The 16,834-nt window shown below is 71.8% G+C and carries 15 protein-coding genes; 7 read left to right on the top strand and 8 right to left on the bottom strand.

Annotated elements, in window-relative coordinates:
• Positions 1–4: 4 nt before the first annotated feature.
• The gene (locus ACIF9R_RS13360) at positions 5–883 is read right to left on the bottom strand and encodes an SDR family oxidoreductase (RefSeq protein WP_399978441.1); all 879 of its coding nucleotides are present in this window, start codon (positions 881–883) and stop codon (positions 5–7) included.
• A gap of 144 nt (positions 884–1,027) precedes the next feature.
• The gene (locus tag ACIF9R_RS13355; protein ID WP_399978438.1) at positions 1,028–2,191 is read right to left on the bottom strand and encodes an MFS transporter; all 1,164 of its coding nucleotides are present in this window, start codon (positions 2,189–2,191) and stop codon (positions 1,028–1,030) included.
• Between the two features lie 264 nt (positions 2,192–2,455).
• Between ACIF9R_RS13355 and ACIF9R_RS13350 the strand changes: the two genes are divergently transcribed.
• Together ACIF9R_RS13350 and ACIF9R_RS13345 are read left to right on the top strand one after the other, a co-directional pair.
• Complete coding sequence (locus ACIF9R_RS13350) at positions 2,456–3,157, top strand: hypothetical protein (protein ID WP_399978436.1); 702 nt, start codon at positions 2,456–2,458, stop codon at positions 3,155–3,157.
• A gap of 190 nt (positions 3,158–3,347) precedes the next feature.
• Positions 3,348–3,977, top strand: a complete 630-nt coding sequence (locus ACIF9R_RS13345) for a class F sortase (RefSeq protein WP_399978433.1) — start codon at positions 3,348–3,350, stop codon at positions 3,975–3,977.
• Positions 3,978–4,040: 63 nt separating this feature from the next.
• On the opposite strand, the gene ACIF9R_RS13340 is transcribed toward ACIF9R_RS13345, so the two are convergent.
• Positions 4,041–5,687, bottom strand: a complete 1,647-nt coding sequence (locus ACIF9R_RS13340; protein WP_399978430.1) for a cellulase family glycosylhydrolase — start codon at positions 5,685–5,687, stop codon at positions 4,041–4,043.
• Positions 5,688–5,735: 48 nt separating this feature from the next.
• The gene (locus ACIF9R_RS13335; protein ID WP_399978428.1) at positions 5,736–6,809 is read right to left on the bottom strand and encodes a GDSL-type esterase/lipase family protein; all 1,074 of its coding nucleotides are present in this window, start codon (positions 6,807–6,809) and stop codon (positions 5,736–5,738) included.
• Positions 6,810–7,017: 208 nt separating this feature from the next.
• On the opposite strand from ACIF9R_RS13335, the gene ACIF9R_RS13330 reads away from it, so the two are divergent.
• On the top strand, positions 7,018–8,133 hold the full coding sequence (locus tag ACIF9R_RS13330) for a Gfo/Idh/MocA family protein (RefSeq protein WP_399978425.1): 1,116 nt from the start codon (positions 7,018–7,020) through the stop codon (positions 8,131–8,133).
• A 79-nt stretch (positions 8,134–8,212) separates the two neighbouring features.
• Here ACIF9R_RS13330 and ACIF9R_RS13325 read toward each other — a convergent pair whose 3' ends face one another.
• Complete coding sequence (locus ACIF9R_RS13325; RefSeq protein WP_399978422.1) at positions 8,213–8,875, bottom strand: phosphatase PAP2 family protein; 663 nt, start codon at positions 8,873–8,875, stop codon at positions 8,213–8,215.
• A 356-nt stretch (positions 8,876–9,231) separates the two neighbouring features.
• On the opposite strand from ACIF9R_RS13325, the gene ACIF9R_RS13320 reads away from it, so the two are divergent.
• Positions 9,232–10,200: a hypothetical protein gene (locus ACIF9R_RS13320; protein WP_399978419.1), complete on the top strand. Its 969-nt coding sequence runs from the start codon at positions 9,232–9,234 to the stop codon at positions 10,198–10,200.
• Positions 10,201–10,203: 3 nt separating this feature from the next.
• On the opposite strand, the gene ACIF9R_RS13315 is transcribed toward ACIF9R_RS13320, so the two are convergent.
• Together ACIF9R_RS13315 and ACIF9R_RS13310 are read right to left on the bottom strand one after the other, a co-directional pair.
• The gene (locus ACIF9R_RS13315; RefSeq protein ID WP_399978417.1) at positions 10,204–12,039 is read right to left on the bottom strand and encodes a glycoside hydrolase family 15 protein; all 1,836 of its coding nucleotides are present in this window, start codon (positions 12,037–12,039) and stop codon (positions 10,204–10,206) included.
• Positions 12,040–12,298: 259 nt separating this feature from the next.
• Entirely contained in the window at positions 12,299–13,078 is a 780-nt protein-coding gene (locus ACIF9R_RS13310) for a DeoR/GlpR family DNA-binding transcription regulator (RefSeq protein WP_399978414.1), read from the bottom strand.
• Positions 13,079–13,206: 128 nt separating this feature from the next.
• Between ACIF9R_RS13310 and ACIF9R_RS13305 the strand changes: the two genes are divergently transcribed.
• Both ACIF9R_RS13305 and ACIF9R_RS13300 read left to right on the top strand, forming a co-directional pair.
• Positions 13,207–14,088 (top strand): SIS domain-containing protein, encoded by an 882-nt coding sequence (locus tag ACIF9R_RS13305; protein ID WP_399978411.1) that lies wholly within the window; start codon positions 13,207–13,209, stop codon positions 14,086–14,088.
• A gap of 20 nt (positions 14,089–14,108) precedes the next feature.
• A complete protein-coding gene (locus ACIF9R_RS13300; RefSeq protein ID WP_399978408.1) occupies positions 14,109–14,975 on the top strand; it encodes a ketose-bisphosphate aldolase in 867 nt (288 codons plus the stop codon).
• A 1-nt stretch (position 14,976) separates the two neighbouring features.
• Here ACIF9R_RS13300 and ACIF9R_RS13295 read toward each other — a convergent pair whose 3' ends face one another.
• Positions 14,977–16,110, bottom strand: coding sequence for a methyltransferase (locus tag ACIF9R_RS13295; RefSeq protein ID WP_399978405.1), 1,134 nt, complete (start codon positions 16,108–16,110; stop codon positions 14,977–14,979).
• A 67-nt stretch (positions 16,111–16,177) separates the two neighbouring features.
• Here ACIF9R_RS13295 and ACIF9R_RS13290 point away from each other — a divergent pair, with 67 nt between their 5' ends.
• Entirely contained in the window at positions 16,178–16,828 is a 651-nt protein-coding gene (locus ACIF9R_RS13290; RefSeq protein ID WP_399978403.1) for an alpha-ketoglutarate-dependent dioxygenase AlkB family protein, read from the top strand.
• Positions 16,829–16,834 lie beyond the last annotated feature (6 nt).

Here is a 16,834-nt window from a genome sequence, read left to right as displayed (position 1 = left end):
CGGCCTACGGCAGCGGGGTCCCGCCCGTCGCGTTGACGATCTCGGCGGTGATGTAGGACGCCTCCTGGGAAGCGAGGAAGACATACGCCGGGGCCAGCTCGGCCGGCTGGGCGGGCCGGCCGATGGGAGCCTGCTTGCCGAACTCCGCCGTGTCCGGCAGCGTCGCCGGGATCAGTGGCGTCCACACCGGGCCCGGCGCCACGGCGTTCACCCGGATCCCCCGCTCGATCAGCATCTTCGCCAGCCCTTGGGTGAACGTGACGATGGCGCCCTTGGTGGTCGCGTAGTCCAGCAGATGCGGACTCGGTTTGTAGGCCTGCACGGAGGCCGAGTTGATGATGCAGGCCCCCTCCCGCATGTGCGGCAGCGCCATCTTGCACAGCCAGAACATGCCGTACAGATTGGTCCGCAGTACGCGGTCGAACTGCTCGGTGGAGATCGCCTCGATGCCGTCGGGCTGTGACATCTGGTACGCGGCGTTGTTCACCAGGATGTCGATCCGGCCGAACTCCCGCGCCGCGCGCTCGATCAGGGCCCGGCAGTTCTCCTCCTCCCGGACATCGCACGCGACGGCCACGGCCCGCCGGCCTGCCTCCGACACCAGGCGTGCGGTCTCGTCGGCGTCCTCCTTCTCGCTGTCCAGATAGGTGAAGAGGACGTCGGCACCCTCCCGGGCGAACGCGAGAGCGACCGCCCGGCCGATCCCCGAGTCGCCGCCGGTGATCACGGCCGTACGGTCCGTCAGTCGGCCGCTGCCCCGGTAGGAGTCCTCACCGTGGTCCGGCGGCGGATCCATCGGGCCGGTCCAGCCGGGATGCGGCTGGTCCTGGGCCGGGAAGTCGGGGGTCGGATGCTGGTCGACGGGGTTCTGCTGCTCGGTCACGGTCTCTCCCGCGGATACAAGGGGTGGTGGCACGGCGTCCGCCGGCGCAGGACCGGCGGAGCCGACATCCGGGTACCCCGCGACGGAGAGCTTGATCCGGCCGCCGGCCACACCACCCGGACGCCGCCGGGACGGCCGTACGGATCAGGCCGCCTTCACATGGCGGGTCGCGAAGCCGATGACGGTGGCCACCGCGGCCAGCACCGCCACACTGGTCAGGGCCGCCGGGAGGCTGAACCAGTCCGCCATGAAGCCGATCGCGGGCGGGCCGAGGAGCATGCCCCCGTAGCCCAGGGTGGAGGCGGTCGCCACGCCGTTGGGGCCCGCGAGGGCGCCCGCCCGCTCGATGGCCACGGGGAAGAGGTTCGCGAGACCGAGACCGGTGACCGCGTAACCGAACAGGGCCGCCGGCAGGGACGGGGAGAGCGCGCCGAGCAGCATCCCGGCCGCCGCGGTGGAGCCGCCCACGAGGATCGTACGGGTCCGGCCCAGCCGCTCCAGCAGCGTTGTACCGGTGAGCCGTCCGATCGTCATGGCGAGCGCGAAGAGGGAGTACCCGATGGCCGCCGCACCCGGCGAGGCGTCCAGGTCCTCCTCGAGATGGAGCGCGCCCCAGTCGGCGAGCGCCCCTTCGCCGTACGCCGTGCACAGGGCGATGAGGCCGAAGACGATCACCAGTGCCCGGGTACGCCGGTCCAGCCGGCGCGGGGCCGTCCGCCCGGCCCGATTGTCTTCCGCCGGTGTGAGCGGCTCGCAGCGCATCAGCGCCCGCCCCGCGACCGCCGTCATCACCAGCCCGAGGGCGGCGAGCCCCCACAGGTGCGGCGTCGGCGACAGGGACCCGGCGACCATCGCGCCCAGCCCCGCCCCGATCATGCCGCCCAGGCTGAACGCGGCGTGGAAGCTGGGCATGATGGGCCGTCGCAGCGCGGCCACCAGGTCGACGGCGGCACTGTTGAAGGCGACGTTGATCCCGCCGTAGGCGGCGCCGAACAGCAGGAGCACGGTGCCGAGGGCGGCGGCGGAGTGGGTCAGCGGAGGCAGGGCGACGCCGACACAGAGCAGGACCGCACAGACGACGGTGACGAGATGGCTCCCGTACCGGCGGCACAGCCGGCCGGTGAGCGTCATGGTGACGACGGCCCCGGCGGAGACGCCGAGCAGGGCGAGGCCCAGCTCGCTCGCGGAGGCGCCGGTCTGTTCCTTGATGGCGGGGATGCGCACGACCCAGCCGGCGAAGACGAAGCCGTCGAGAGCGAAGAAGGCGGTGAGGGCGAGACGGAGTCGGACGAGGTCGGTACCCGGCACCACATTGTGCGTTCGGGTTTTGTTTATTTGCGGCACAAAGTCAGGCTAGGTGGCGATCGGGCCAGGGACAAGAGAGCCCGGAGGTGAGCCCGGGGCGGCGTGCCGATCGTGCCGGGTGCGCCGCAGGGGTGACGGCTGTTAACCCGTGTGAACGTCCCGGATGGTGGGACCGTGCGGCATGACCAACTGTGGATCATGCCGGAGGGCGGGACATCCGTGCTGACGAGGAGTCAGCTGCCCGGCCTTCCGCGGAAGGACCGATCAATGCGCTCTGCCCGCATGGTGCTTGCCACCGCAACGGCCACGGCGGCCCTTGCTATCGCCGCGCCCGCAGCCTTTGCCGACCACCCCGGTGACGACAGCCACAGCTCCTCTTCCTCCAGCAAGGAGTACGACAAGGAGAGCAAGTACGACAAGGAAGGTAAGTACGACAAGGAAGACAAGTACGGCAAGCCGCACGGTGGCATGCACACGGGTGGCGGGGCCCTGGCCGCCGTGGGCGAGGGCGACTGGGACAGCGCCAAGAAGGACAAGGAAGAGAAGTACGAGAAGGAAGACAAGTACGGCAAGCCGCACGGCGGGATGCACACGGGTGGCGGGGCCCTGGCCGCCGTGGGTGAGGGCGACTGGGACAGCGCCAAGAAGGAGAAGGAAGAGAAGTACGAGAAGGAGGACAAGTACGGCAAGCCGCACGGTGGCATGCACACGGGTGGCGGGGCCCTGGCCTCCGTGAGCGAGGAGGACTGGGGTACCGCCAAGGACAAGGGCGACTCCGACAAGGAGGAGTCCTGGGGCGACAAGAAGGACAAGGAGTGGAAGCACGACAAGCCCAGCGGCGGCATGCACACCGGTGGCGGCGGCCTCGCCCAGCCCGGTGTCACCGCGGGCGGCCTCGCCGCACTCGGAGTCCTCGGCGTCGGCGCCTACGCGCTGCGCCGTAAGAAGGCCACCGGCGACGTGGCCTGAGCCGTGCCCGGCGTCATAGCGGCCGGGGCCGTCCCGCGCGCCACGCGCGTCACGACGGCCCCGCTCGCTCATCTGTATGTCGTACCCGCTGCCGTGCCCGAATGAGGTGGTCCCCCCGATGCCGGCCAGTCCCCCCACTCCCCCCGAAACCGATCCGGCGTCACCGACGCGGCGGAGACTGCGCGCCATAATGACGGCGCTCTTCTGGAGCGGGGTCGGCCTGGTGCTGGTCACGACCCTGCTGGGCGGCGGGGGCGACCCTCCCGACGACGCGCACGGCCCGCACGCGCGTCCCGCGGTCTCCGCGGCGCCGTCCGCCCCGGCCTCCGGCGACCCGGCCGCGGGCGAGCCCGCCGCCGGCGCGTCCCTGCCGCGGGCCGACCCGACCCGGCTGGTCATCCCCCGCATCGACGTCGACGCCCCCTTCACCGATCTCGCCATCAACGGCAAGGGCCAGCTCGACCCGCCGCCGGCCCACAACACCAACCTCGTCGGCTGGTACGCCAAGGGCGTCTCCCCGGGAGAACGCGGTACGGCGATCATCGCCGGCCACGTGGACACGGCGACCTCCCCGGCCGTGTTCGCGCGACTCGACGAGTTGAAGAAGGGCGACCGCTTCCGGGTGGTGCGCGAGGACGGCAGCAGGGCCACGTTCGTGGTCGACCACGCGGAGTCCTTCGACAAGGACGACTTCCCCGACGAGCGCGTCTACGCCGACACACCCGACGCCCAGGTCCGGCTCATCACCTGCGCCGGCGACTACGACCACTCGGTCAAGGACTACACCGAGAACCTGGTGGTCTTCGCGCGTCTCGTCTGATCCGGCCGGCGGGCCGGTGCCGGCCGCCCGGGAGGAGAGCTTTCCTCCCGGGCGGCCCGCCCATCAGGCCACGGAGCAGTCCGCGCCGTTCAGGCCGAACGCCGTGGGGCTGGGGTTCGCACCGGACCGGGCCCCCGTGAAGCCGATCGTGACCGAGCCGGACGCGGGGATCGACGCGGTGTACGCGGCGGAGGTGACGGTGACCTCGGAACCGCTCTGGGCCGGTGTGCCGCCCCACATGTGGGTGATCCGCTGGTCGGCGGGGAAGGTCCAGCGCAGTGTCCAGCCGTTGACCACCGCGCTGCCGGTGTTGCGGATGGTCACCTCGCCCTGGAAGCCGCCGGGCCACTCGCCGGTCACCCGGTAGCCCACCTCACAGGCTCCCGTCGTACCGCCGGCCGACGTGCTGACGGTCACCGTGGCGGAGCGCTGCGAGCGATTGCCGGCGGCGTCCCGGGCGTAGACGGCGAAGGTGTACGAGGTGTCGGGACTGAGGCCGGTGACGGTGGCGGAGGTGCCGGTCGTCGTGACGGCGGCGGACTCCGTGCCACCGCTGACCCGCACGACGTCGTAGCCCGTGACCCCGACCGCGTCGGTGGCCGCGCCCCAGCTCAGGGTCACGGACGACGCGGTCACCGCCGAGGCGCTCGGGGTGCCGGGAGCGGTCGGAGCCGTGGTGTCGTCGCCCGGACCGGACCCGAAGACCGCGGCTTCCTCGGACGTGGCGGCGATGCCGTCGGCGCCGTTGAACAGACGCTCGCCCCAGCTGGTCAGCTGGTCCGGGTCGAAGTTCGTGACCATGTCCAGGTACTCGACGCCCCCGCCGTTGCCGCTCCAGGACCAGCCGAGGTACCCGAGACCGAGCTGCCGGGTGACGGCCAGGATGGTGTCCTCGTCGGGGTTGCCGTCGGAGTGGTCATGACCGAACTCGCCCACCACGATGGGGAGTTCTGCGGTGACGAAGCGGCCCAGATAGTCGCTGATCTCGGCGGCGGTGTCGAACACGCCGTACATGTGGATGGAGAACACGGTGTTGGCGTCCGGGTCGGCGGCGAAGACCGAGGCGGCGTTGTCGCGCATGGTGAACGCCCAGTCCTGGCCCCAGTTCGGGGCGTCGACCATCAGGGTGTGATCGAAGCCGGCGTCGCGCAGCTTCTGGATCGCGGCCTTGGTGTCGGCCGTCCAGTTCGCGTAGCCGGTGTTGCCGTGCGGCTCGTTGCCGATGTTGACGATGACGTAGTCCTCCTGACCGGCCAGGGCGCTCTGCACGCCGATCCAGTAGTCGGCGGCACGGGAGAGGGTGACCGCTCCGCTCTGCTCGCCGTAGCCGGTGGTGTCATGCACCTCCAGCACGCAGATCAGCCGGTTCTGTTTGCACTGCGCGACCACGTTCGCCACGTCGGAGGCGTCGTTTCGGGTCCACCGGTCGCCGCTGGAGAGGACGACGCGCACGGTGTTGGCGCCCTTGGCCTTGATGTGCGCCAGGGAGCTGATCCGGTCGGCGTACCAGGTGTGCGCGTGGTTGACGCCCCGCATCACGAAGTCGTTCCCGGAGGCCTCCAGCAGCCGGCCGTTCTCGACGCGGAACCCGGTGGGTGCCGCGTGGGCGGCCGGAGAGGTGAGCGCGAGGAGCGGGAGGAGAAGTCCCAGGAGGGTGGTGAGGAGTGCGGCGGTGCGGGGGACGTCGTGGCGGTGTTCGGTGGATCTCATGGCGGCTCCAGTGAGTGGGAGGAGGGATCCGGGTGTGCTCGCCGTGTGTCAGGAGGCGGTCGTGCAGTCGAGGGTCGCCGCCGGGGAGGCGGAGGTTGCCCGGGTGGCGATGAGACCGAAGGACGTGCTCGCGCCGGGGGTGAGGGTGCCGTTCCAGCCCGCGTGGGTGACGGTGGCCGTGCCGTCGGGGGCCGTGCCGAGGGTGCCGTTCCAGACCTGGGTGACGCGGGCGCCGTCGGCCGGCACGACCGTCACCGTCCAGCCCGTGACGGGGGCGGCGGAGGTGTTGGTCACCGTCACCTCGGCCTGGTAACCGCCCTGCCAGGCGGAGACGGCGCGGAAGGAGGCGGTGCAGGCGGAGTCACCCGGGTCGCCCGGGTCGCCGGGGTCGCCGGGGTCGCCGTCCTCCAGGAGCGCGGCCAGGGCCGGGAACCAGCGGGCGGCGATCTTCTCGTCCCCGGCGGCGTTCGGGTGCACGCCGTCGTAGGTGTCGGTGGACGTGTCGAATCCCGTCCACTGGTCGACCACGGTGACCGGGGAGTGGCTGGTGCCGGTCGACGCGGCCCACGCGGGAATCCGGGCGTTGAGGTCGGCGACGCGCTGGGCGCAGGCGGCGCAGGTAGCGGGGTTCATGGGGATGAGCTGGGCCACGAGCACGCGCATGTCCGGGTTGGACGCCCGCATTTGCGCGACCAGGTGGGTGTAGGCGGCAAGGATCCGGTCAGGAGAGACGGCGCTCCAGACGTCGTTCGTGCCGAAGTGCATGACAACGATGTCCGGCTGCGTGGCGGTAAGGCGTGCGGGGAGGAGGTTCTGGTCCGCGACGTTGGTGACCAGCTCGCCGCCGTGTCCTTCGTTGTCGCCGTCGTGCGCCACGCCGCAGCCCTGTTCGGGCAGGGTGCCGACGAAGTCGATGCCGGTGTGACTGGCGTCCAGCAAGCGGTTCCACAGCACCGCCCGCCAGCAGCCGGGCGAGCCGGTGATGGAGTCACCGAGGGGCATGATGCGAACCGGTGCGGCCGCGGCGGCCGGTGTCACGGCGGGCCCGAGCGGGAGGAGCAGGGCGGCCAGCAGGCCGAGGAGCGGAAGTGTGGTCAAGCGCAGAAGCCGGTTGTCGCGCATGGATTTCCCCTTCCCTGATCGACATGGGAGCGCTCCCATGCCAGACATCAAGCCACTGTTGTCGTAGACGCGTCAAGAGGGTGGGGCGGATTGCGGTGCGGGGCCGACTCCCGCCTCCCGGCCGGGACGGTTGTCCTGGGTCAAGGGTGGGCCTACTCTCTCCGTGGAGAGAAAGCGCTTTCCAGCGGTTCGATTCGAGGAGCGGCGCATGCCCCTGTCCCCCGTCCGCCGCCGCGTCGCCGTCGTCGGCACCGGCGCCATCGTCAGCAGTGGCCATCTGCCCGCGCTGCGCGCCCACGCCGACCGCGCCGAACTGGTCGCCGCCGTCGACGTGGACCGGGACAGGCTCGACGCCTTCTGCTCGGCGGCAGGGGAACAGGTGGCCGGGTTCACCTCGACGGGCGCGATGCTGGACGCCGTGCGCCCCGATCTGGTGCTGATCGGGACCCCTCCGTCGCTGCACCGCGAGCAGACGGTGGCCGCGCTCGAGGCCGGCGCCTGGGTGCTGTGCGAGAAGCCGTTGTGCCTGTCGCTCGCCGAGTACGACGAGATCGCCGCCGCCGAGGAGGCTTCGGGGGCGTACGCCTCCGTGATCTTCCAGCACCGCTACGGCTCCGGCGCCGTCCACGCCCGCGAGCTGATCCGGAGCGGGGAACTGGGCGTTCCGCTGGTCGCCCACTGCCAGACCACCTGGCACCGGGACGCGGCGTACTACTCCGTGCCGTGGCGCGGACGGTGGGCCACCGAGGGCGGCGGGCCGACGATGGGGCACGGCATCCACCAGTACGACCTGCTGCTGCACCTGCTCGGCCCGTGGGAGGAGATCCGGGCCATGGCGGCACGCCTCGTCCACGACACCGAGAGCGAGGACGTCTCCACCGCCCTGGTCCGTTTCCGTGACGGCGCGCTCGCCACGGTCGTCAACAGTGTGCTCTCGCCCGACGAGATGAGCCGGGTCCGTGTCGACTGCGCGGACGCGACGGTCGAACTCACCCACCTCTACGGGCACGGCAACGACGACTGGAGGTACACCCCGGCGCGGCATGTCCCCGCCGGGCGTGCCGATGCCTGGCGGACGCCGGCCCGGGACGTGCCCAGTTCGCACGCCGCCCAGCTGGACGCTCTCCTCGACGCCTACGACGCCGGTGCGCGGCCGCCCGGCAGCGGACAGGAGGCCCGGGGCACGCTCGAGTTCGCCGCCGCTCTGTACAAGGCGGCGTTCACCGGGCAGCCGGTGCGCTCCGGTGAGATCGTTCCCGGGGACCCCTTTCACGCGGCCATGCACGGGGGACGTTCCGGGTGGGCGTCCGGGGGGACGGTGTGAGGATGCGCGTCGACCACCGGGCCGGTGACGCCGTCGAGGTCGTCGCGGGCGAGAGCGGCACACGGATCCTCCGTTATGTCTACCGACGCCGCCGGGTTCCCCGCGCGTAGGACGCGGGCAGGCGGGCCGACGCCACGGCCAGCGCGACGGCCGCACTGGCGATGCCCAGCACCGCCCCCGCCGCCACATCGCCCGGATAGTGCACCCCCGTATGGATCCGGGAGTACCCCACCGCCCCCGCCAGAGCCCCCAGCGGAACGGATGCCGCCGGCACCACCGTGCCGACCGCCGTCGCGAACGCGACCGCCGACGCGGTGTGCCCGGAAGGGAACGACGCCGACGTCGGCATCGGTACGTGCCGGTCCACCGTCACCCGCGCCGCTTCCCGGTCCGGACGGTCCCTGCGCACCAGGCGCTTGCCCAGCAGATTGGCCGACGCCGAGGCCACCGCTATGGCTCCGACCCCGGCGAGCGCGGCCCGGCGCGGACGTGACCCGGCCAGGGCGAGCGCACCCGCGATGGCGAACGAGATCTTGGAGTGGTCCGCCGCGTGGGAGAGGCGGCGCAGCGCCCGGTCGAGGGTCGGCGTCGGAGTGGCCGCGACCGCCGCGTACAGGGCGCCGTCCACCGCCCTGAGATCACCGAGTACCGCGGAGGCGACCCTGCGCAGTCCGTCGGCCGGCGGTACGGGTTCGGTGAGCGGACGGGTGGCGTCCTGGGTGGTGGTGGGCGGCTCGCTCATCTGTCTCTCCCGCGCTGGCATCGTGAAGTGGTACCCGCACAGGGGCGCGGGAATCACCAGGTGCCCACGGTACGCAAGAACCGTACGAGCGGCCCGCCCGCCCCGGCCCTCACCCGGTCCGCGGGCCGGGAAACCGTGCCGGCGCGGGGAGTTGGCACGCCCAGGACGGGTTCGTGTGGCTGTGGTCCGGCATGGCGTGGGAAGCCGTGAGTCGTTGACCTGTATACCCCCCTCCTGTATGCGACGCGCAGGGGTTGGACGACTTGACCTTGTACCCCCCGGGGGTATGCTGGACCGCAGGGGGCCGGCTCGGTGAGAGCCGTGGGGTCCCCGTTCCACTTCCCGAGGAGACGGCCATGAACACCGGACTGAAGATCACCGCGTTCGCCGCCGCCCTGGCCGCCACCTTCGGCACGGCCTACGGCATCGGTGAGGGCTTCGACCCGGTCGCCGTGGAGCGTGCGCCGGCGCACGACGGGGGGCACGCCTCGCCTTCACCGCAGGCGGAGGAAGGCGGCGGCCGCACCGGCCACGACAGCACTCCGGCCGGCGGACTCCAGATCTCCGAGGGCGGACATACGCTCGATCTGCGCACCCCGCGGATCACGGCCGGGCACCGCACCGATCTGCGCTTCACGGTGCGGGACGACAGCGGGCGGGCCGTCACCGAGTATCGCCGCGAGCACGACAAGGAACTCCACCTGATCATCGCCTCCCGCGACCTGCTCACCTACCGCCATCTGCACCCCACCCGTGCCGCCGACGGCACCTGGAGCATCCCGGTCGACCTGCCCCGGGCCGGCGACTACCGGGTCTTCGCCGACTTCACCCCGGCGGAGAAGGACGCGCAGGACCTCACCCTCGGAGCGGACCTCGCCGTCTCCGGCTCCTACCGCCCGCGGGAACTGCCCCGGCCCACGGACACGGCCACCGTCGACGGCTACGAGGTCGAGCTGACCGGATCACTGCGACCGGGCCGGGCGAGCGAACTGCGGCTGAGCGTCTCGCGTGCCGGAAAGCCGGTCACCGACCTCCAGCTCTATCTCGGCGCCTACGGCCACCTGGTCGCCCTGCGCTCCGGAGACCTCGCCCACCTGCACGTCCATCCGCAGGGCGAGCCCGGCGACGGCCGGACCGGACCCGGCCCGGAGGTCTCCTTCACCGCCACGGCACCGAGCGGCGGCAGCTACCGGCTGTTCCTGGACTTCAAGCACGACGGAGTCGTCCACACCGCGGCGTTCACCGTTCGGGCCGGAGCGGCCGGGACCGGTGCCGAGGCACCTCCGGGCGGCACGCAGCGGCACTCCGACGGCCACGGACACTGAGCCTCAGCCCAGGGCACGGTCCAGATTGAACGCGGCGCTGATCAGGGAGAGATGGGTGAACGCCTGCGGGAAGTTGCCCCGCTGCTCCCCGGTGGGGCCGATCTGCTCCGCGTACAGGCCGAGATGGTTGCCGTACGTCAGCATCTTCTCGAAAGCGAGGGCCGCCTCGTCGAGCCGTCCGGCCCGGGTCAGTGCCTCGACGTACCAGAACGAGCAGATGGAGAACGTGCCTTCGTCGCCGTGCAGGCCGTCGGGGCTGGCCTGAGGGTCGTAGCGGTAGACCAGTGAGTCGGACACCAGGTCCTCGGTGAGGGAGTCGAGCGTGGACAGCCACTTGGGGTCGGTCGGTGCGATGAACTTCGCCATCGGCATCATCAGGACCGCCGCGTCCAGTACGTCCCCGCCCTCGTGCTGCATGAACGCCTGCCGTGACGCGGACCAGCCGCTGCTCATGATCCGCCGGTAGATGGTGTCCCGGCTCGCCCGCCAGCGGGTGAGGTCGGCGGGCAGACCGCGCCGTTGGGCCATGCGGATGGCCCGCTCGATCGCCACCCAGCACATCAGCCGCGAGTACAGGAAGTTCTTGCGCCCGCCGCGGGTCTCCCAGATGCCCTCGTCGGGCTGGTCCCAGTGCGCGCACACCCAGTCCACCAGCGCCGTCACGTCGTCCCACTGCCCGCTGGAGACCGGCTCGGCCCATTTGTCGTAGAGATAGATGGAGTCGATCAGGGCCCCATAGATGTCGAGCTGCATCTGGTCGGCAGCGGCGTTGCCGACCCGGACCGGCGCCGAGCCGTGGTGGCCCCCGAGGTGCCCGAGCTCCTGCTCGGTGAGGTCGGTGCGGCCGTCGATCCCGTACATGATCTGCAGCGGGCCGGAGCCCTTGCAGTCACCTGGGCTGACGTGCCGGGAGACGAACGCCATGAAGGCCTCCGCCTCCTCGGTGAAGCCCAGCCGCAGCAGTGCGTACACACAGAACGCCGCGTCGCGCACCCACACGTACCGGTAGTCCCAGTTGCGTTCCCCGCCCGGATCCTCGGGCAGGCTGGTCGTCGGCGCCGCCACGATCGCGCCCGTCGGCGCGTAGGTGAGCAGCTTCAGGGTGAGGGCCGAACGGTGCACCATCTCCCGCCATCGCCCCCGGTAGCGCGAGGAGGACAGCCAGCGCCTCCAGTACGCCACCGTCGCGGCGAACTCCCGCTCCGCCTCCCCGCACTCGCACCGGTTCGGTGACCGGTCCGCGTCGAGCTGGTCCAGGGTGAGGACCGCCGTGTCGCCCTCGGTCAGTTTGAAATCGGCCCACACATCGGTCTCGTCCGCCTCCAGCGGGACGGTCGCGGTGAGCGCGAGGGAGAGCTCCCGGGACTCGAAGACCGCGACACCACCGGTCAGCCGCACGGTGTGCGGGTGGGCGCCGTAGCCGAAGCGCGGTGCCACCCGGGTGCGGAACGGCACGGTGCCGCGTACGCACAGCACCCGCCGGATCAGCCGGTGCGGGCGCTGCGTGGTCGATTCGCCGTCGAGGGGAATGAAGTCCTGCACCTCGCCGACCCCGTCCTCGGTGAAGAACCGGGTGATCAGGACGTTGGTGTCGGGGAAGTAGAACTGTTTGGTGTGGGCCGGCACGGCCGCCGACAGCTCGAAGCTGCCGCCGCGCCCGGCGTCCAGGATCGCGGCGAACACGCTCGGCGAATCGAAGGACGGGCAGCAGTACCAGTCGATGGTCCCGTCGGTCCCCACCAGGGCCGCACTGCGCAGATCACCGATCAGCCCGTGATCGGCGATCGGCGTGTACCCCGGTGCTGCGGACGCGTCCCGTGCCCTGGCCGTCCCGTCCATCGCAGCCTCCCTGGCCGGCGGCGCACACCGTCACGTGCGCACCACGTCACTCCAGCCTAGGTCCGGCGCCGAGCGGTGGCTCCCTGTGCGCGGACGGCCCCCGCGGCCGGCGGGGTGGGATCTCCCGGCCCTCCCGGAACAGGGCGCGAGCCGCCTTTGCGGCCAGGTGAGTTCGCCGTCCCGGCCGAGAGCGTCGGCTCGCGGTCCCGGACCTCCGTCACCAGGACGCCGATGGTGGTTCCGACGCTCCGAACGTGCCTCACACCACGGTGACCCGCAGCCCCGCCTCCTCGAAACGGCGCACCGTCTCCGGGGTCGCGGCGGAATCCGTGACCAAGGTGTCCACCGACTCGGCCGCGCAGATCCGGGCGAACGCCCGTCCGCCCAGTTTGCTGGAGTCGGCGGCCACGACCACCCGCTCGGCCCGCTCGCACAGCAGCCGGTTGATCGCGGCCTCCGCCTCGTCGTGCGCCGCCGCCCCGTGCGTGGCGTCGAAGGCGACGACACCGAGCACCGCCACGTCCAGGGTGATCTGCCCCAGCACCCCGTCCGCGAGCGGCCCGACCAGCTCGTAGGACTGGGCCCGCGCCACCCCGCCGGTCAGCACGATCTTGAACTGCGGTCGCACGGCCAGCTCATTGGCGATGTTCAGCGCGTTGGTCACCACGGTCAGCGCGGGCGACCCGGAGGTGAGATCGGCGCGTACGGCCAGGGCCCGCGCCACCTCGGTGGTGGTCGTACCGCCGGTCAGCCCGACCGCCTCGCCCGGCGCCACGAGGTCCGCCACCGCCTTTGCGATGCGCTGCTTCTCGGAGGCGTGCCGCGCGGTCTTGTAGCGCAGCGGCAACTCGTACGACACCCCGTGCACCACCGCGCCGCCGCGGGTGCGCACCAGCATCTGCTGCTCGGCGAGCTGGTCGAAGTCGCGCCGGATCGTCGCCGCCGACACCGCCAGTTCGGCGGCCGCCTCCTCGACGTCCAGCCGGCCGCGCTCGACGAGCAGCTCCAGCAGCGTCTTCCAGCGGGCGTCCCGCGACATCCGCCCTCCCGTTTCCTCGTTCTTCGGTGACCCTAACGCACACCGTCGAGCGACTGATGCTTGATTCTGCTTGAAAACTGGCTCTATCTTGCAAGAGCAATCATCGAGGCGTCGGGTGGGAGTGCCGCATGACCCATGTCGAGGACGAACTGAACAGCCAGCCCGAATGCTGGCAGCGCGCAGCGGATCAGGCCGAGGCGCAGGCCCGGGCCCTGCCGGTGCCGGGGGAGCGGGTCGCGGTGGTCGGCTGCGGCACCTCGTACTTCATGGCGCAGGCCGTCGCCGCCCTGCGCGAGGACGCCGGCCAGGGCGAGACCGACGCCTTCGCCGCCTCGGAGTTCCCGCACCGCCGCGCCTACGACCGGGTCGTCGCGCTCACCCGCTCCGGCACCACCACCGAAGTCCTGGATCTCCTCGACAGGTTGCGGGGCACGGCCCGTACCACCGCGGTCACCGCCGACCCGGCCACCCCCGTGATGTCGCTCGCCGACGAGACCGTGGTCCTCGACCACGCGGACGAACGCTCCGTCGTCCAGACCCGGTTCGCCACGACGGCCCTCACCCTGCTCCGCGCCCACCTGGGCCTGCACAGCGACCGGGTCGTCGAGGACGCGCGGACGGCCCTGGACACGCCCCTGCTCGAAGGTCTGCTGGACCGCGCCCAGTTCACCTTCCTCGGCCGGGGCTGGACCGTCGGCCTGGCCAACGAGGCCGGACTGAAGATGCGCGAGGCCGCACTGGCCTGGACGGAGGCGTACCCGGCGATGGAGTACCGGCACGGCCCCATCAGCATCAGCACCTCCAACACCGCGACCTGGATGTTCGGCGAGGCACCGGAAGGGCTGGCAGGGCAGGTCCGGGACACCGGCGGACTGTGGATCGAGGGCACCCTCGACCCCCTCGCCGAACTCGTCCGCGCCCAGCGGCTCGCCGTCGCCCTCGCCGCGGCCCGCGGTCTCGACCCCGACCGGCCCCGCCACCTCACCCGCTCGGTCGTCCTCGCGCCCTGACCCGTCGGAAAGGACGGACCGTGCCGCTCACCACCACCGGCGTGCTCGTCGCCCGCGCCGCCTCCGCCCGTTCGGCGGTCGCCTCGTTCAACATCATCACCCTCGAACACGTCGAGGCCGTCATCGCCGGCGCCGAGTCGGTGCACGCCCCCGTCGTCCTCCAGATCAGCGAGAACGCTGTCAGATTCCGCCACGGGCGGCTGCTGCCGCTCGCCCGCGCCGCCGTCGCCGCCGCCGAGCACGCCACCGTCCCCGTCGCGCTCCACCTCGACCACGTCCAGAGCGACGCCCTGCTGCGCCAGGCCCCGGACGCCGGCTTCGGATCCGTGATGTACGACGCCGCCCGGCTGCCCTACGCCGACAATCTCGCCGCCACCCGGGCCGCCGCGGACTGGGCGCACGCCCAAGGGTTGTGGATCGAGGCGGAGTTGGGAGAGGTCGGAGGCAAGGCCGGACAGTCCGCGCCGGACCCCCACGCCCCCGGCGCCCGTACCGACCCCGACCAGGCGCGTGCCTTCGTCGCCGACTCCGGCGTGGACGCGCTGGCCGTGGCCGTCGGCACCACCCACGCCATGACCACCCGCACCGCCTCCGTCGACCACGCCCTCCTCAAACGGCTGGCCGCCGCCCTGGACGTCCCGCTCGTCCTGCACGGCTCCTCCGGCCTCCCCGACGACGAGCTCACCGCCGCGGTCACCGGCGGCATCACCAAGGTCAACATCGGAACCGCCCTGAACATCGCCATGACGGGCGCCATCAGGGAGTACCTCACCACCCACCCCGAGGCCGTCGACTCCCGCGGCTACCTCACGGTGGGCCGCGAGGCGATGACCCGGACGGTGGCGGAGATCATCGAGGTACTGAGCCCGGCGGCCGTGGTGCCCTGAGCTACCGCTTCACTGCCTTCAGCACGACGAATTTGGGATCCGAGGCCACCACCTCGCTGTTGCCGAACAGTCGGCGCAGCTGCACGTGGTACCCCAGGTGCCGGTTGCCGATCACCCACAGCTCACCGCCGGGGCGCAGGGTGCGGCGGGCGTCGGCGAACATGCGCCGGGCCGTGGCGTCGGTGGTCGCCTGATGGGAGTGGAAGGGCGGGTTGTTGAGCACGAGGTCGACGCTGTCCGCCGGCAGGCCCGACAGGCCGTCGCCGACCCGGAACTCGGCGTGTCCCGGCACGCCGTTCGCCCGGTACGTGGCCTCCGCCGACGCCACCGCCTGGAAGGACTCGTCCACGAACAGCACCTCGGCCCGCGGATCGGCCAGCGCCATCGCCGTACCCACCACACCGTTGCCGCAGCCCAGGTCCACCACGCGGCCGCCGCCGCGGCCGGCGGGCAGGTGCTTCAGGAAGAAACGGGTACCGATGTCGAGACGGTCCGCGCAGAAGACGCCGGCGTGATTCACGACCGTCCGCCCCGAGGCCGGGCCGACGTCGTCGGGCAGGGAGTACCGGTAGGGCCAGGGGTTCGCGGGGCGGGCCGTCGCGGGATCCGGTGTGCAGAGGATCAGCCGCGCCTTCTTCTCGGCGAGCGAGGTCCTGGTCGGGCCGAGGATCCGCTCGAAGAGGTTCAGGGTGGAGGTGTGGATCTCCTTCACCATGCCGGTGCCGACGACGACCGTGTCCGCGTGCACCGCCGGTGCCAGCCGCAGCAGCTGGTCCTCCAGCAGCGCAAGGCTCTTCGGCACGCGGACGAGCAGGACGTCGATCCGGTCCGGCGGGGGATCCTGTGTGGTGAGCAGCCGGACCGTGCCGGGTTCGACGCCGTTGCGGGCGAGGTTGGCGCGGGTCGCCTCCTGACCGAGCCACGAGTCGGTGATCTGTGTCGGGTGGTGTGCGGCCAGCGCCGTGACCAGCGCGCCCCAGCGGTCACCGACGACCACGACCGTGCCGGACAGCGGGATCCGCCGGTCGGCGAGATGCCTGAGGAGATACGCGTCGGAGGCGTCCCAGGCACGCAGCCTGTCCCGCGGATCCTCGGGGAAACGGGCCAGTGCCGGATCGCCCCATGGAGTCGTCATTCGGTCGTTCATCGTCCGACCAGGCTAACGGAGCCCCAGTTCAGCACCTGTCGGGGAGGATGGAGGCATGGACGCCGAGCTGTTCCCCAGGGCACGGAGCGAGATCGCGCCGGGCGCGGTGCACGTACCGGACTGGCTGGACGCACGGGAGCAGCGCGAGCTGCTGGACGACTGCCGTGATGCGGCCCGTCCGCCCGCCGGACTGCGCACCGTCCGCACGCCGGGCGGCGGCACCATGACCGCCCGGCAGGTGTGTCTCGGATGGCACTGGTATCCGTACGGATATGCCCGCACGGTCGTCGACGGCGACGGCGCCCCGGTGAAACCATTCCCCGTGCGGCTCGCCGAACTGGGCCGCCGCGCCGTGACCGAGGCGCTGGGTGAGGACGCCGCCCGAGCGGCCGAGCACGACATCGCGCTGGTCAACTTCTACGACGCCGACGCCCGTATGGGCATGCATCGCGACAGCGACGAGCGATCGGACGCTCCCGTGGTGTCGCTGAGCCTCGGCGACACCTGCGTCTTCCGCTTCGGCAACCCCAGGACCCGGACCCGCCCCTACACGGACGTGGAACTGCGCAGCGGTGACCTGTTCGTCTTCGGCGGACCCTCCCGGCTCGCGTACCACGGCGTTCCCCGGGTGCACGCGGGCACCGGGCCGCCGGAGTTGGGGCTGAGCGGACGGCTGAACATCACGCTGCGGGTCAGCGGCCTGTAGTCCGCG

This window comes from Streptomyces sp. NPDC086080, from assembly GCF_044540255.1.
GTDB lineage: Bacteria > Actinomycetota > Actinomycetes > Streptomycetales > Streptomycetaceae > Streptomyces.
This window is presented reverse-complemented; position numbering and strand designations above follow the sequence as displayed.

Excerpts from the sequence above, each read along its gene's own strand:
- ACIF9R_RS13350 (WP_399978436.1), top strand. The coding sequence starts at position 2,456 with ATGCGCTCTGCCCGCATGGTGCTTGCCACCGCAACGGCCACGGCGGCC.
- ACIF9R_RS13345 (WP_399978433.1), top strand. The coding sequence starts at position 3,348 with ATGACGGCGCTCTTCTGGAGCGGGGTCGGCCTGGTGCTGGTCACGACC.
- ACIF9R_RS13340 (WP_399978430.1), bottom strand. The coding sequence starts at position 5,687 with ATGAGATCCACCGAACACCGCCACGACGTCCCCCGCACCGCCGCACTC.
- ACIF9R_RS13335 (WP_399978428.1), bottom strand. The coding sequence starts at position 6,809 with ATGCGCGACAACCGGCTTCTGCGCTTGACCACACTTCCGCTCCTCGGC.
- ACIF9R_RS13330 (WP_399978425.1), top strand. The coding sequence starts at position 7,018 with ATGCCCCTGTCCCCCGTCCGCCGCCGCGTCGCCGTCGTCGGCACCGGC.
- ACIF9R_RS13325 (WP_399978422.1), bottom strand. The coding sequence starts at position 8,875 with ATGAGCGAGCCGCCCACCACCACCCAGGACGCCACCCGTCCGCTCACC.
- ACIF9R_RS13320 (WP_399978419.1), top strand. The coding sequence starts at position 9,232 with ATGAACACCGGACTGAAGATCACCGCGTTCGCCGCCGCCCTGGCCGCC.
- ACIF9R_RS13315 (WP_399978417.1), bottom strand. The coding sequence starts at position 12,039 with ATGGACGGGACGGCCAGGGCACGGGACGCGTCCGCAGCACCGGGGTAC.
- ACIF9R_RS13310 (WP_399978414.1), bottom strand. The coding sequence starts at position 13,078 with ATGTCGCGGGACGCCCGCTGGAAGACGCTGCTGGAGCTGCTCGTCGAG.
- ACIF9R_RS13305 (WP_399978411.1), top strand. The coding sequence starts at position 13,207 with ATGACCCATGTCGAGGACGAACTGAACAGCCAGCCCGAATGCTGGCAG.
- ACIF9R_RS13295 (WP_399978405.1), bottom strand. The coding sequence starts at position 16,110 with ATGACGACTCCATGGGGCGATCCGGCACTGGCCCGTTTCCCCGAGGAT.
- ACIF9R_RS13290 (WP_399978403.1), top strand. The coding sequence starts at position 16,178 with ATGGACGCCGAGCTGTTCCCCAGGGCACGGAGCGAGATCGCGCCGGGC.